We start from the raw sequence: 15,080 nt of genomic DNA, 5'->3' as shown, positions 1-15,080 counted from the left end.
AAACAACATATTTGGAAACACAAAAAGGGCCAAAAACGACATATTTGGAAACACAGAACAACATATTTGGAAACACGACCCCCGTAAAACGCCAGGTCAAACCCCCTAAATTCGACCCCCCTATATGCACCCTATATGCAATACCTATATGTAAACCACACTCAACGAAGTCAGCAACCTCACCCAAAAACCTGTCGCCTCGCTCCGCTCGTTGCCCTCCCGCACAATCGCTCCGCGATTGATTGGGCACAAAACCCACCCACCCACCAGCCGGGCACCACCCCACCAACCGCTTGCACAATAACCACAAGCGAAAGGACACCCCATGCCCATAACCGACATCCTTCAAGACGCAGAACTATTCCTCGGATCAACAGACCCCAATTCACAAACCACCGCCCAACGCACCCTCAACGCCACCGGAAACCTCCTGACTTACCCACAACCCACCACAACCCACCAACTTGTCTGTATCGACGGCGCAGTCGCCAGCCACCAAACAGATGCTCTCGTGTGGATCGCTGCTGCAGCCGCAACCTCCGCCGAACACCAAGCCATCACAGACGCCGCCGTCACCCCAGTCGGCCCATCTGCTGAACGACTACGCGGTGCCGTCATGGCACTTACAGAAATGAAAATGGCCGTAGAAGCCTCACGCAGCCACGAACACGTCTGGATGGATGGTGGACTAGTAACACCACTCATTTCCGTCGCTACGGCCCTTACAGACACGAATGAGGCTGCCTCCACATCGCTCGTCAAAACCCTCAACCGCTCAAACGCACACCACATCATCGCCAACTACGTCGATTTGGCGATCCAGGGACGCCTAAAAGCCCTCCCAAAACAGGACACCGCCCGCGCATTCGTCCAACACTGGGCCACATCCCCCAATGTGACACCAGAACTTCACGACTGGTTCCTCTCCCGAAGCGACAGATCCTGTGTCAGCTTGCTCCTCGACCGTGGCCAACGCACCCCCACCCGCATCGCAGTGGAAGCCCTCAAAGTTGAGATTAAAAAACTTTCCGCCATGTCCATCCCGGCACAAAAATGGATCAACGTCCTCAACCAGCACTACAGCCGATGGCGGGAGGAAGTCTCCGCGCACATCGCCTACGTCATGCCAAGAAACGGCATCGGACGTGCCATAAAAATAGAGTTAACCTGCACCAATCCCCATAATGCAGAAAACGATATGGACGTGGCTGCCAGCATCATCGACAGCCACATTGTTGGCCCCCACATCATTGAGCCTTTGCCACAACACTTAGTCGATTTAACCGCCAAAAAAGCTGTCAGCTCCGCGATCATCGACCTCATGAGTGCTGTGGACATGAAATTCTCCACCACCCACCCCGAGGCAGCCAACCAGTACCGAAGCTAGGCGTTGGAGGTGTTAATCGACTGCTCCACAATCTTCCAGGCCTCACCCTGCTTCTCCACAGTCACAGTCTGATCGGTACGCCACGACACCACTTCATCATCCACAGTGTCGGGGCGCACAAACTCGGTTACACCCACGTCAAACACTGTTTCCGACTCCGGGGAGATGGTGATACAAAAAGCGTCACCGTTGGCAGGGTGATCAATGCCTTCCTGCAAGGATTCCACCGAATCGAAAAGCCCATCATCAAGATACGTCGCAGTGGAGACCGCATCCTTCTTCGTGAAATACGAATAGTTGAAGCCCTGGATCGTCTTCTCCGGTGTGCTCGTGTCCCCATCGGCAAAAGTTCCGCCCGCCCGCTCACAGGTCGCCGCGACAGTACTGTCCAGCTTGTCTTGTGGGGTGATTTCGGGAACAGCGGTGGTGGAGGTGACCACTGGTTCTGATGTGGTGGGTTCTGCAGCGGATGCCGTGGTGCTTTCCCCAGGGGAGGTCAGCGAAGTGTTCATCCAGTACAGGCCTCCTGCACCGACGCCCAAAAGTACGACAACGGCGGCTGCGGTGCTTATTTTTGTCAGCGACCTTTTTTTGGGTGCTGGGGCTGCTTTTTTGGGTGGTTTTTCTGTAGTTTTTTCCTGCTTGGTGAGGCGTTTCTCGCTCTTTTTCTTCTCCACTTTGGCTGCACGGCGCGCAATTTTGTCGTTGTTGCGTTGCTCTTTTTTCGACCGTTTTGGCTCGCCAGGATCTGCGGGAGCATCAAGTTTGGTGTGTGCGGACTGTTTGGAGGGGACGGTGAGAACCGCGTCGGCGCTGGGGGCGACAAAGCGGGAGGTTTGTGGGGTGAAATCACCAAAGTCTGTGGGTTTCACGTTTTTTAGTGGATCATCAATGATGTCCGCATCGGGTTCGGTTTTGATGATGCGTGGGGTGGTGGGCACCTCGGGTGCTGGCGGTTGCGGCGTGCTTGGTGGCGCAGGTGTGCGAGGTCGCTCAAGTGGGGTGGGTTTGGTGGTCGTAGTGCCGTTGACCTCGGAAAAGTCATCAGGTTCTTCGACCGGCCATCCGTCTCCAAAAATGGAGTCGTCCCCAAAAAGGTCGGACTCGTTGGAGGGTGATTCTGGGGCGAAGTCGCTGTCAGAATCATCTTCGAAAGGGTTGTATCCGCTCTGGCTCATGGATTCTCCTTGGTCAACATTTTTACAAAAGGCCTGGCAGGCGAGGTACTGGTGCCTGCCAGGCCATAGTGGTTGGGGCTACTGTCCGTGGGACTTAGATAGACCAGGTTGTGGAGTGGTCACCAACGGTGAGGGTGAGGTCACCGTTAGGGCTTTCCAGACCGAAGTTGGCAAGCGTGCCGGTGCCGCTTCCGGTGAGGGAAACAACGCCATCGGTGGAAGACCAATCTACGGCTGCAGCTGCAGTGGCCGTGTTGTTGCCGTGGTCATCGGAGGAAATGGCGTACATACCCTGGCCGACCTGATCACCGTTGACGGCCATCGCACGGTTGTAGTCCTTGTTGGTTTCGTAGCTGGTTGCTACGCCCACTCGGTTGGAGCCAACCTGGACGGTGGATGCGGTGGTGTAACCGGTTTCCTGGCTCAGCTGCTCTGCAGTTGCAGCGGAGAATCCTTCGCCCACGCTTCCGGAAAGCTGGTAGCCGTTGGCGTTGCCAGTTTCCTCGTTGACGGTGGGGTTCTGGGTGGCCTGAACGATCGGTGCTTCAACGACGATGGTGTCGTCTCCGACAGGGATTTCCCCTACTGGGGTGGTGCGTCCCTCTGGGAGGGCGTGCAGTTCAGGGAAGCGGTCGAGGTTGACGCCACCGGTTTCGATGATGGATTCATCTTGGGTGAGGGTGGAGTCGATGGTTGGGTCGATGGTGTCTTCGACAACGATGTCAGCTTCTGGTGCTGGTGCGGTGTCTGTGACAGGGGCATCTACGACGGGTGCTTCGTCAACAACTGGCTGTTCAACGATTGGCGCTGGGGTGGCCACAGTGGTGGTCGTGCGTGCTGGTGGCTGGTAGACCGGCTGCTGGTAGGTGGGGGTGGGGGCTTGGTAGACCGGCGCTGGCGCTGGGGTGGCCACAGTGGTGGTCGTGCGCGCTGGCGCTGGGGTTGGGTTGGACACCACTGGGGTGGTTGCGACCTGGGGTGCAGGTGCTGGTGCTGCGGTGGTGAGACCGGCGAGCTTGGATGCGGTGTCCTGGGTGGATCGCGCGGTGGTGGAGTTGAGGCCTGGCTGTCCGCCAGGTGCTGCGGTGGCAGCTCCTGTTCCTACAGATGCCGCGATTACCGCTGTGGTGGTTGCAGCCAAGGTGAGGGCTGCAAGCCGACCAGACAGCGGACGGCGGGGTGTGTTTGACATGGTGCTGTGTGGGTGGTGAAGGCCATCTTTTTCTTCCACCACCCGCTCCTTTCAAAAAGGTTGTGTTTGAGCGTTTTCTGACGGCGGGATCAGAGTAGCTAGGGGGTGTGCACAAACTGGTCGGGGTGGGTTCGGGCAGTGGTGAAAAGGGGGGTTTTAGGGTCGTAGGTATGAATGATGTTGAAAACCTCACTGTTGCTGTTATTGGTGCACCCTCGTCGTGCGAGTCCGCGGTATTGAATTTGTCTACTGCGGCATATCACCTACCGCTGTTGGGAAAAATGTTGGCGTTTCAGGTCGCTTTTGAGGGCGATAGTGATGAATTGGCGTTGGCGACGGTGACTCATGTGGAGACAGTGAATCCGTTGCATTCGATGAATTCTTCTGTTGTTCGCCACATTGCGGACAATGGGGCTGTTGCGCACAAGTCTGGTGATGCTGCGGATACTCGTGCGGTGACGGTGAAAGTGGAGGCCGTGTTCAAAAAGGTTGATGGTGTGTGGACGAAGCATTCATCCACGCTGTCGAATTCGCCTGCCACGGGAACGCCGGTGCGGGTGTTGTCTCAGGCGATGGTGAATGAAGTGTTGGGGGATTCTGATCAGGATGCCTGTATTGGTTCCCTGCGTGGTAGTGGTGTGCGTATCCCGTTGACGTTGGAGGATTTTTCGGGTGTGCGCGGTGCTTGCCATATGGCTGTGGTGGGTGTGAGTGGTAGTGGTAAGACTGCTACGTCCACGGCGTTTATTTCCTCGCTGCTTCGACATGCAGGTCAAGGTCATATTATTTTCGATCCGCAAGGGCAGTGGTCTACGGAGCATGGCACGTTGTGGTCGCTGCAGGGGTTGGCGCGTTCTTTGGGGCGCAAAGTTACGGTGGCGCGATTGTCTCACAGTTTGCGATTGCGTAAAGATGCCCCGCTGTTGATGAATTTGTTGGAGGAGGCCGGGTTTTTCAAGAAGCTGGCGTTTGGTTCCGGCGCGGATGACAACGTGGCCCAGGCGAAAGATGTGCTGGCCGAGGCATTGAGCAACAAGAGGTTGTTGGAGCGCTATGGGATTGAGGATTGGTCATCCACCCGCCCCGATGTTTTGCTTCGATTTTTGCTTAATGAACTGCATGAACAGCTCCCTGCAGGCATGATTTATGCCAGTAGGGAACCGCAACGACGTGTCGCGTCCACGATTTATCGACCTACGGAGGATTCTGATGGGCATCCGTTGGAGGATCACCTGTTGGATCGTATTGCTTTTGGTGCGCTCGATGATGGTGGGGAGCGGAAGTTTGCGACGCTGATGGCTATTTTTGCCCCGTTGTCGTCGTTGTGGTCTCCGTGGTCTCCCACGGGGATGGCGAAAATTTTGGCTGGTGTTGATGGCAGTGATCTTGTGGATGAAGATTTACGTCGTGATGCGTGGGGTCTGATGATGGAGGTCATGTCGCCACCGGCTGGCCATCCTGCACCCATGCTGATTTTGGATTTGTCGGCGGATTTGTCGTCCATCAAATTGGATGGTGATGACTCGGGTGAGGATGATGTGGATGCTGCGGATGCGATCAGAATTTTGGATTCTGTCGATGTGAAAGCACGTGTCATGGCGCAACTGTCTCGAACGATGCTTCTGGTGGGGCAGCGGGAGTTTTCCCGTGGCACACCACTCAACGTGCTCACCACTGTTGATGAAGCGTGGGCATATGCCCCACAACCGGATGCGCGGGTGCATTCCCAGGCTGTGATTTCGTTGTCGAATTTGTTGGCTGGCGCTGCGCGTGATGCCAGAAAACTGGGTATTGGTTTCTTGTTCATTTTGCAGGCCCCATCGGGTTTGCGGGAAGACATTTTCAAACAGATCACGGTGCTGTTTGTGGGTTATGGTTTGCATGAGCCAGCGGAGTTGAAACTGTTGTCGGGGCGTGTGCGAGACAACCACCTCAAGCTGTATCAAACTACCCCACCACCTGCAGCGACAGGCAGGTATGTGTGGATGGTTGTGGGTGGTGGTGTGACTGGTTTGTCGTTCGGTTCAAACCCGGTGTTTTTGGAGGTGTTCAACACTGGTGAACAGTGGTTGGAGGCGAACCAGGGGTGGGTGACTGCAGCGCGTCGCCAGGCTGCGGGGAAACTACCTCAAGGTGACTTCGGTGGCCCACTCACCACCATGCCGTTGAAGCCGGTGTTGGGTGGGGTGGAGGGCAGACAGGCTCGGCGTGCTGCGGTTGTGGATGCTGGGGCGAATAAAGCTGCGGTGACGGTGGTGGCTGCGCAAAGTAAGCCAACCCGTCGCCCGGTGGTGAAACCAGTGTCCACGTCGGTGGTGAAGCCGGTGATTGATAATTCTATTTGGCCTGATGATCCGCCGTTTTAAAAGGTGTTCACCAAGTTCGTGAACACCCGTACCTTATGATCTGTGCGATCAAGAAAGTAACTTCTATTGGAGGGATCTATATGGCAATCCATATGACCGTGTTGGCGTTGGACGAAGACGAGAAGACTACGCTGCGTGAGGTGTATGACACCAAGCGTTTCACTGCGCTGATGAAGCCTGTGGGCGACAATCTGCGTTCCGGTCTCAGCGAGTTGAAGCGGTTGGCAACTCCCGAAACCATTGAGAAGGATGCAGCACAGCGTGGCCGCGATCTTGCCGTCTCCCTGTTGGAGGAGCTAAACACAGTTCCAGATTCGGAGGCGAAGACCGTTCAGGTTGAGGCGTTGAAGAATGTGAAAGACATTTTCAAGGACATCTTGGAGATGGATAACGCCCATAATTAATGAGAAAAGCCACAACCCGATCTGGGCTGTGGCTTTCTTGTTTCACCATGGGGTTAACACATGTGGATACTGTCCATGATTAGTGGGATTTGTTCACCTGCTTCGGTGTCATCCCACATGCGGTATCGCTTGAGTTTGGCTTGTTCCATTTCGCGGATGAACTGTTCACGAACCTGCCTGCGACGCTCTTCACGGCGTTGGGCTGCTTCCTGGTGAATTTTAGAGTTTTCAACGGGGATACCCAGTCTGAGTAGCACCTTCTTCGTTGTTGCGTGGCTAAGCCCCAAGCGGGTGGCGATTAGGCGAACAGATGTGCCTTTGGTGTGGAGTTCCCGCATGACTTCGCACACATCGGCGTCACTGAGAACTTCGCGGCCATCTGCATCCACGTCGGTGCGTTGCAGTTTCGCTCTCGTGATGATGATGTTTTCACCGGATTGGATTTTTTCTACGGCGAGGGCGACCGCTGCGCGGTTAATGGATTCAGGGATGGGGGGAATCCAGGCTAGATCCCAGGTGCCCAGATCAATTTTGATGGGGCCACCTTTTGTTTTGGTGCAGGCGCGGGCGTTTCGTCCGCGTTCGACGTACACCGGGACGGTCATCGGCCATCGCTGGCCGTTGTCGTCAATTCGGTAGGCAACCTGATCGAGGTCGCCGGAACGCTTTTTGGCGGCTTCTGCGGATTTGTTGTTGACACAGCCGTTGAGGGTGAAATCTGGTTTATGGTCGTAGCCCCAGAAAATTCCGCATTGCACAACCCCTGCAGGGGCAGCGCCTTCGGCAATAGATTTTTTGAGTTCATTTCTACACAACGCCAGTATGGGGCAGGATTGGCACGCTTGGATGGCTTTCACAGTGTCTTCAACGGCGTCCTGCAACAGGGCGGCGTGGCGTTCGGTGGACTGTCCGCGCTTTTTCGCTTGGCGGAAGTCGCTGGGATCGAGAAAATCGGCGTCAAACGCGGATCTATTTCTTTCGCATGGTTTTGCTATGTTCCGGTTCATGGCTGCTCCCCAAGTCGGATGGTTTTAATTCGTTAGTAAAACACTATAAGGGGTTTAACCTGCGGAATCTATATGGAGGGAACTGTTTATCAACCTACAAACCCTTAATTTACCAAAACTTACCTATTAATTAACGCAGAAATTTAAGGTATAATTTTTTCCCCACAAAACCCTTTAGTCGCTGGTCAGTGTTGATAAATTGCACCTGAATGAAGACGGCCGAAAGCGGAGCAACACCCCTGTTTTTCGATAAGCAAACGCCTAAAAATAAACTCAGAAAAGTTTCTGAAAAAACCATTCGGGCACCCACAAACACCCCTAAAGGAAAGTAGAAACCAGGAAATCCCACCACCGGGATGTGCCACCAACCAAAGGAGTTTTTGTGTACAAGATCGGATTTTTCGGATGCCAACATTTGGGCTACGCAATGAAAGGCATGAACCGCCGACACAGCACCGGCCAAAACCTACGCGAAGTAGACGGATTCATCGCCCACACCCACATCATGAAAGACGCCCTCGAACACAACATCAACGGCATCGTTGACGGCGGAGACCTCTTCCACGTGGAGCACCCCTCCGTTCGCGCAGTCAACACCGCACTCCACGTCGATGATCTCCGTGTCGCAGCTAACGACAACACCATTTGGCGCATCACCAACGGCGGCAACCACGACAACGGTGCAGGCAGCAAACTTTCCGCTGTTTCCCACGTCCACCGCACCTGGTTGAACTCACAAGCGGTCTACCCAGACCCCACCAAACCAGAAGCAGAACAGGTCGGCCCGTGGCCTGGTTTCTACGAAGTCCACCAGCCAGATCCAACTCTCCCGCTCTACATTCACGTCGTCTCCCACAACGGTCTCGATCCGCAACTAGCGGAACGTGGAATCACCATTGATCCACAACCACTTGATGGTGGGGTTAACATCTTGGTGTCCCACGGAATTTTCTCCGCAGACGGACGCCTATTTGGTGCCGATGACAGCCACGGCGCAACCCGCGTAATTCCCGAAGATTGGGCGAACCGAGGGTGGGATCAAATCATGCTGTCGGACTATCACACCCTTGGCCCAATCCCTGGGTTTGGCCCCGAGGATGGACGCCAGCGCGGACAGGTCTGGATGACAGGTTCAGCGGTGCGTCGTGGCTTCTCTGACGAAGCATGTGGACGTGGCTGGTTGGAGCTAACGCTGCAGGACAACGGTGAAACCACCATCACCCCGCACTACGTGTGGCAACGCCCGCAAGTGGATTTCCCACTAATCGACGCGCGCACCATGACCTCCGAAGAAATTGATGTGAAAATCCGCGAACGCCTCCGCAATCAGGACATGTGGGATCAGGAATCAGAAACCATCACCGGCGACGGTGGGTTCCTTCTTCGACAAGTCATTTCACACACCACCCCACAACAGCGACGTGACCTTGCCTCGTGTCGTGCAACATGGGCGAAAACTGCAGAAGATGCAGCCTTCTGGTCTGCAGATTACGTCAAGCCCCTCACCGAAACTGTGGCAGAAAAACCACACGACGATGTGGAGGAAAAAGCCCCCAATCTAAGCCTTGCGGAACGCTTTCTCCAACACACCAACCACGGCAAAGTTGGCGCGGTGTTAAAGCAGCTAAATGAGCATGATCAGGAAGCCCACAAACAGGTCATCGACCGGGTGCACAAAACACTCACCACCGTCACCGTGGACACGCCCTAAACACCACCCGCACAGTTCCCTTCGGGCACCCACAGTCGGTGCCTTGGGACAGTGTTTACACCCCCTTTCGCAACGAGGTGGGTTTCCACAACAAATAAGGAAAAGAAACTATGCGTGTTCAAAAAATTCATCTCTTCAATTTCCGATCAGTAGAAGACCTCACCCTAGACCTCACCAACGACGGTTTACATGCACTGATTGGCAGTTTCGGTAGCGGAAAATCCAGCTTCCTTACCGGCCTCCGATTCGCCTTGTTTGGGGACAACGGTGAAGCTGGTGCAAACCTCGATTTGCGACGCCGTGGATGCCCCGAAGGGGAGGACGCCGGTTGTGAAGTCACCTTCACCCATGAGAACACCACCTACGTGGCTCGCAGGTGGCTTCGCAGGTCTGTCACCAAGGCCCGTGGTGTCGCTGAAAAAGCACAAGCATCACTGACCATCAACGGCACCCCAGTTGATGGGATCACCGCCCGCACACTCACCCAAGAAATGGAAGAAATCTTGGGCATGAATGCGAAAGCTTTCACCTCCGCCAGCCTCATTCCACAAGGCGAAGTCGCAACACTCATGAAAGCCTCCCCAGCGGAGGTGCAAGCACTCATTGAGGAACACACCGGCCTCGACGTGCTCACCAAGCAACGCGACTTGGCCCGCAAACGCGCCAACGACGCAGAATCCACGGCAAAAGCACTCCCCGGTGACGCAGAAGACCTCTACGAGAAGGAAAACCAACTCAAAGACGCCAGTGAGGAAACCGAGGAAGCTCAAGCAGCACTCAAAAACGCCCAAGACTACTTCACCGCCACCAACAACGCAGCAAAAAACGCACACAATCACGCCTCTGAACTTCGCGCCCAGGAGCGTAAAGCCACCGATCATAAAACACTGGTCACCCAGCTCACCGAACGGGCTAACTCCGCGAAACAAGCGGTGGAAGCATTAACGCAGGAAGCTGCAGAAGCAGGCGTTGACCTGCATAATTCCGCAGAAGAAGAACGCGCCAACAAGCTGGCACACATTGATCAGCAACTCGATCACATTTCCACGGCGGGGCGTCGTTTGAAGGAAGCAGTGGACAACACTGCAACTGCCAACAAGCTCGCTGCAGAAGCACGCACCGCGTTGGAAGCAGCCGGGGTGAAAACGCGGGAACTCGATGCGCAAGAACAGCTCCTCACCGAACGTGAACAGCGGGTCAACAGCGAAGCTCACAACGCAGCGGAAATCATCGAAGCAAGTTTAAGTGCCCATGCCACCGAAAAAGCCGAACTGGAACGCCTCAACAAGGCTTTGAACAGCCTGTATGGCCATAACGGCAACGGACACCAGTGCCCCACCTGTTTCCAGGAGGTCTCAAACTTCCAGGCACTGGTGGGCGATATTGAGGCCAGCCGTGATGGTGCGCAGCGCCGTATGGACAAGGCAGTAGAGTCCGGTAGGGCCGCGCGGACGGTGGAAAAAGAGTCAAAGCAAGCTTTAGTAGCCATCAACGAGGCTCGTGGAGAGTTTGAACGCCACCGCCAGTCCGTTAACCAATTGCAGCGAGATGTGGAAAGGCTTAACACCGCTGCAGATCAGGCAGTATTGGTCGAAAACCAGCACCGCAACGCGCTGGCGTCGTTGGTGGGTTACCAGGACGGTGGCGACGAAGACCTGTTTGCTCAAGGCCGTGAACTGCATGTGTCGCTGAAAAACCAGCGGGACATGTTGGTGGCAGCATCAGGCCTGCAACAGCGCTACATTCGTGCCAACCATGACGCCACGCTGGCTCAGGAAAAATTGGTGGAAACACAGTCGTTGGTGGTGGATGCACCATCGGCACAAGAAATTGCCGAAGCAGAAAACACCGCGCAACTTCTCCGCACCGACGCTGATCAGGCTTCACAAGAATTCAACGAGGCAACCAGCGTTCATGCGCAAGCAAAATCCGCGCAAAGCATCATGCAAAGCCTTGTTGAACAGGCACGATTCGACTGGTCAAACAAGGTTGCGGCACAATCAAACGCCCTGGTCACCCGTGGTGAAGCTGATGTTCTTAGCGCATTGCGATCTGATTTGCTCAACGAATTCACCCGCTCGATTTGCCGTTCCGCATCTGATCTTTTGGCCGGTTTCGGTGGCGAATATGTAGCTTTCCGAATGGACGATGATTTCGTTCCCCGCGCCGAACTAGGTGATGGCACCCTCGTTCGAACAGCGATTTTGTCTGGTGGTGAAGCTGCAATGGTGGGTTTGGCGTTCCGTATCGGAATTACCTTGCACATCACTGGTGGTGGAATGCCTGAACAAATCTTGGGTGATGAAATCACCAACTATTTGGATGAAGAGGGTCGCCGTGCGGTGTTGGCAGCGCTCAACAGTATTTTCCCCTCCGTTTTGTTGATTTCCCACACTGCAGAAGTCGAAGACTACGCCTCCCAGGTGCACCGCGTGGAACGCGCCGAACTGCAAGCAACCCGGTGGGTTGATGACTTGGTAAACGCCTAAAACCCCACCACAACGCCCCGAAAATCACTACATACGGTGATGTTCGGGGCTTTTGTGTTGCCATCACACCCCGCGCCATGGATCCACGGCATCAGGGTGGACATACAAAAACCCCTCCCCGTTCACACAGTGTGAACAGGGAGGGGACTTTTACTCATGCAGAGGAAAGCTTAACCCATCGACACCAGACCATCACTAACACGTGCTGCACCCATCTGGTCTTTCACCATTTGCTGCACTTGCTGGCGGAAATCTTGTTGCTGCACTGGACATGCTGCAACGAACTGGGAAGCCGCGAAGCTCACCCCAAACACCGCTCGCAACTGGGTGACCTCAAGGAGGGTACGAATCGGAGGCACCCATCCTTGGCCACCCTGTTGGCGCAGTTCACGATCCTGTTCCTCCAAGCGGTAGGCGATGGCTAGGAAATCGCCATCGACCTTCAAACTACGTGCGGTGGACAGGTCAGCGGGGACGTGCACTTCGAAGGTGACGCGGTTGCGGATTGGCTCGATAATGCCCAAACCAATGTCTGGGTTTTGGGTGAGCACCACCATAAAACCGTCTGCAGCCTTGATGTGGCTACCGTCGCGGCGATCAACGACGGTGATGGAGCGACGGGTATCAAGAACTGGAAGGAGGTTGGCTTGCACCTCCAACGACAGCCAGGAGGCATCGTCAAGCAGAAGTGGACGCCCCTCCAACATGGCGGTGACCAGCGGGCCGTCCTGCCAGATGAATTCGCCGGGTGCGTGAGCAACAGGCATCCATTGGCCGACCAGATCGGACAGCACCATGCCCTCATTGCAGGAAATGGTGACCAGATCGTCACCGAAGGAGGCTTCACACAGTGCGGTTTTTCCTGTGCCAGGGGCGCCGGACAGCAACACGGTCATATGGTGGGTGCGGGCGTTGCGCAGCACATCAATGTCGCGGGTGGAATCAATGGTGCGTGGCTTGTAGGTGTCGGAAAGAGACGCCGTGGGTGGTTCATCTGCCACGGTGGGTTCTGGGGTGGTGTAGGTGGTGTCGTCAATGTCTAATTCGGATTCCAGATCCAGTAGGGAAATGAAATCTGGGCCAGTAACTTCACGGCCTTCACCAGCGTTCATGCGCTGCAAAAACTGGTGCACGATACGCAGGTTGGTGGCTTCTGGAGCATCGTCAAGGAAATCATCGTTGCCAGTTTCCTGGGGAAGATCCACAACAGCGGTGGCCAGGGAGCTACCCGCGATGTTGGTCTCAGAAATGGTGAGACAAATGGAGAACAGTTTTTCCATGAGGTGGGTGAGGCGCTGGGAGCTGGTTTCCCCACGGATCACAGGATCAATCACGGAGACAGCGTTAGAGTCGCCTTGAAGAAGCGCACCATCCTCGGTGAGAACAACCGCCGAATCTGGTGCTTCATCAGAAAAAACGTCCCGACTGGTGGAGTATACGAAGCCGAATGCGAGCATAAAACAAGTCCTTTACAAAAAAGTGTGTTGTGAAAAATTGGTTAAGGCAATCTTCACATGGGGTGTGCGAAGATTGCTCGGAACACAACAACGAACACTTTTAAGGATCTCACCACCATGTTCAAAAAGAATCACCCAACCTGGTTTCTCATGACCCCAGCGCTTTCCCGATGGATCAACGCCAACTTCAACACCGGCATTGGGAAAATTGCTTTATCCACCCTTGAAGTGGAAAAAGTGGAGATGCGCGAAAACAACACGCGCCTGCTTATTCCACGTGGTGTCATCACCGATATGACTTTTCCCGCACCCATTGGGCAGGTGGGGGAGGTGCGCTACCAGCTGCAGCAACCCGTCCTGTTTGGTGCGATCACCATGGCATGTGCGCCACTAGTGCAGTCCCCGTGGCGGGCGGAAATTACGTCCACAGAAACCGTCAACGACGATGATTACCGCGCAGCCCTCACCCTTGATCAGCTTCGTGTGGAGGTGGGTGAATGCCGTGCACGTGGGTTCTCAAAAATTTTGATTCATGCAGCACACAGTCATTTTTATGATGGTTTTACCGCACACAAGAAGGTGACCTCCTCGGTGAAATCCATGGTGGAGCACTTGGTGCTGGATTTCTACGCTCGTGCAGCCCACGGCGTGTTTAGTGGTGGGGATTGTGCAGAAATCACTACCATCGTGGAAAAAGCCCTGGAACCTGTTATTGGGCAACCACTGGTGGACACGTTGACCAGCATTGTTGACGATGTTGTTGCAGCACATGGCCACAACCCTGCAGAAATGTTGTCCCATGGCCACAGGTGGGTGGAAGCCATCAACACCATCACCGTGGACGATGAAGCCCCGGTGATGAAGCAGTTTGATCTTCGATGCTGGCGTCTCAACCAGATCATTACTCGATCAGCGAAGAAAAACGTGGCACTCCTCAAAGTGAAGTACCCACCGGCTGTTGTTCGACGCCAGCCAAAAAAGAACCCCGGAGGCCTGCAGGAATGGTTGCACACGTTGACCGAAAACAACGCAGAAACCCCAGAACCATCAAAAACAGGACACGATGATGACGACGACAACGATGTTTTTGTTCCATCCCTAGGTCTGCCAGCACACCGCCACCTCCACTACCGACAGCCCACGCAGAAAGAAAAGCGCAGCGCCGTCGCAGTCTCACGTGATCTGCAAAAACTTCGCTACCGAAAGCCTGGAACCACCACCACCGCAAGCCAAATCCCGCATGGGCGACTCAACACCCGCCAGCTCGTTCAATTCACCGCACAACGCACAGCGGGAAGCCTGGTTACCGCCACCCCATGGTCAGAAAAAGCCACCCTCCAATCCGAACAACCTGGTCTAAGCTGTGCACTCGTTCTTGACGCCTCCTGGTCGATGGCAACATTTATCCGCAACCTGGTCTCCCTGAACTGGGTGATGGCACAAGCCACCCGCACCGTTGGCGGAACCCTGTCTTCCTGGGGTTTTGGTGGAAACGCTTTCGAAATTGTGCGCGCAGGAACCACCCCACGACTCGTTCCCGAAGTGGTGGACACTGGATCTAACTCTTTGGGAGCCGCCGAAGCCCTCGCACATGCAGCACTCGACGCCAATCTGGAAGCTGGATCAGGTGCACGTATCGCCATCGTGGTGACAGATGCTGGGGAAAACGTGGAAAAAGAAGCGCTCAACACCACATTCGGCCTTCTCAGGGAGAGCGGTGTGGCCACCTTCCTGGTGCTCACCGGCGCTGCACGCCAAGACCACGGCATCACCAACGCAGACATCATTGACTGCTCGTGGAGTGAAGATTTGACCCCAATGTTGACCGAAAAAATCATGGAAACCTACGCCAGCATCTAAAAACCACGAAGTTCGTGAACACCCCCCCT

Annotated in this window: 10 protein-coding genes; 6 read left to right on the top strand and 4 right to left on the bottom strand. The window is 55.0% G+C overall.

Annotated elements, in window-relative coordinates; translation table 11 throughout:
* The first annotated feature begins 325 nt into the window (after positions 1-325).
* Positions 326-1,387, top strand: a complete 1,062-nt coding sequence (locus tag ccrud_RS14140; RefSeq protein WP_066570187.1) for a hypothetical protein — start codon at positions 326-328, stop codon at positions 1,385-1,387.
* Here ccrud_RS14140 and ccrud_RS14135 read toward each other — a convergent pair.
* Both ccrud_RS14135 and ccrud_RS14130 read right to left on the bottom strand, forming a co-directional pair.
* Positions 1,384-2,565, bottom strand: coding sequence for a DUF8176 domain-containing protein (locus ccrud_RS14135; protein ID WP_066570184.1), 1,182 nt, complete (start codon positions 2,563-2,565; stop codon positions 1,384-1,386). The two genes, ccrud_RS14140 and ccrud_RS14135, sit on opposite strands and share 4 nt — an antisense overlap.
* Before the next feature lie 94 nt (positions 2,566-2,659).
* Entirely contained in the window at positions 2,660-3,757 is a 1,098-nt protein-coding gene (locus ccrud_RS14130; RefSeq protein ID WP_157776038.1) for a hypothetical protein, read from the bottom strand.
* A gap of 170 nt (positions 3,758-3,927) precedes the next feature.
* Between ccrud_RS14130 and ccrud_RS14125 the strand changes: the two genes are divergently transcribed.
* Together ccrud_RS14125 and ccrud_RS14120 are read left to right on the top strand one after the other, a co-directional pair.
* The gene (locus ccrud_RS14125) at positions 3,928-6,123 is read left to right on the top strand and encodes a helicase HerA domain-containing protein (protein WP_066570179.1); all 2,196 of its coding nucleotides are present in this window, start codon (positions 3,928-3,930) and stop codon (positions 6,121-6,123) included.
* Positions 6,124-6,203: 80 nt separating this feature from the next.
* Positions 6,204-6,527 (top strand): hypothetical protein, encoded by a 324-nt coding sequence (locus ccrud_RS14120; RefSeq protein WP_157776037.1) that lies wholly within the window; start codon positions 6,204-6,206, stop codon positions 6,525-6,527.
* A gap of 53 nt (positions 6,528-6,580) precedes the next feature.
* Here the strand turns inward: ccrud_RS14120 and ccrud_RS14115 are convergent, their stop codons facing one another.
* Entirely contained in the window at positions 6,581-7,534 is a 954-nt protein-coding gene (locus tag ccrud_RS14115) for a hypothetical protein (RefSeq protein ID WP_066570174.1), read from the bottom strand.
* 382 nt (positions 7,535-7,916) lie between these two features.
* On the opposite strand from ccrud_RS14115, the gene ccrud_RS14110 reads away from it, so the two are divergent.
* On the top strand, positions 7,917-9,245 hold the full coding sequence (locus ccrud_RS14110) for a hypothetical protein (RefSeq protein ID WP_157776036.1): 1,329 nt from the start codon (positions 7,917-7,919) through the stop codon (positions 9,243-9,245).
* Positions 9,246-9,355: 110 nt separating this feature from the next.
* Positions 9,356-11,734 carry an AAA family ATPase gene (locus tag ccrud_RS14105; protein ID WP_066570169.1) on the top strand — a complete coding sequence of 793 codons (2,379 nt, stop codon included), beginning with the start codon at positions 9,356-9,358 and terminating at the stop codon, positions 11,732-11,734.
* Between the two features lie 170 nt (positions 11,735-11,904).
* Here ccrud_RS14105 and ccrud_RS14100 read toward each other — a convergent pair whose 3' ends face one another.
* Positions 11,905-13,191: an AAA family ATPase gene (locus tag ccrud_RS14100; RefSeq protein ID WP_066570167.1), complete on the bottom strand. Its 1,287-nt coding sequence runs from the start codon at positions 13,189-13,191 to the stop codon at positions 11,905-11,907.
* A gap of 117 nt (positions 13,192-13,308) precedes the next feature.
* Between ccrud_RS14100 and ccrud_RS14095 the strand changes: the two genes are divergently transcribed.
* Positions 13,309-15,051: a hypothetical protein gene (locus ccrud_RS14095; RefSeq protein WP_066570164.1), complete on the top strand. Its 1,743-nt coding sequence runs from the start codon at positions 13,309-13,311 to the stop codon at positions 15,049-15,051.
* Positions 15,052-15,080: the final 29 nt, after the last annotated feature.

The sequence above is a fragment of the Corynebacterium crudilactis genome, from assembly GCF_001643015.1.
Taxonomy (GTDB): Bacteria; Actinomycetota; Actinomycetes; order Mycobacteriales; family Mycobacteriaceae; genus Corynebacterium; species Corynebacterium crudilactis.
This window is presented reverse-complemented; position numbering and strand designations above follow the sequence as displayed.

Coding starts and splice junctions, on each gene's coding strand:
- ccrud_RS14135 (WP_066570184.1), bottom strand. CDS start 2,565: ATGAGCCAGAGCGGATACAACCCTTTCGAAGATGATTCTGACAGCGAC.
- ccrud_RS14100 (WP_066570167.1), bottom strand. CDS start 13,191: ATGCTCGCATTCGGCTTCGTATACTCCACCAGTCGGGACGTTTTTTCT.
- ccrud_RS14125 (WP_066570179.1), top strand. CDS start 3,928: ATGAATGATGTTGAAAACCTCACTGTTGCTGTTATTGGTGCACCCTCG.
- ccrud_RS14140 (WP_066570187.1), top strand. CDS start 326: ATGCCCATAACCGACATCCTTCAAGACGCAGAACTATTCCTCGGATCA.
- ccrud_RS14095 (WP_066570164.1), top strand. CDS start 13,309: ATGTTCAAAAAGAATCACCCAACCTGGTTTCTCATGACCCCAGCGCTT.
- ccrud_RS14120 (WP_157776037.1), top strand. CDS start 6,204: ATGGCAATCCATATGACCGTGTTGGCGTTGGACGAAGACGAGAAGACT.
- ccrud_RS14130 (WP_157776038.1), bottom strand. CDS start 3,757: ATGTCAAACACACCCCGCCGTCCGCTGTCTGGTCGGCTTGCAGCCCTC.
- ccrud_RS14115 (WP_066570174.1), bottom strand. CDS start 7,534: ATGAACCGGAACATAGCAAAACCATGCGAAAGAAATAGATCCGCGTTT.
- ccrud_RS14105 (WP_066570169.1), top strand. CDS start 9,356: ATGCGTGTTCAAAAAATTCATCTCTTCAATTTCCGATCAGTAGAAGAC.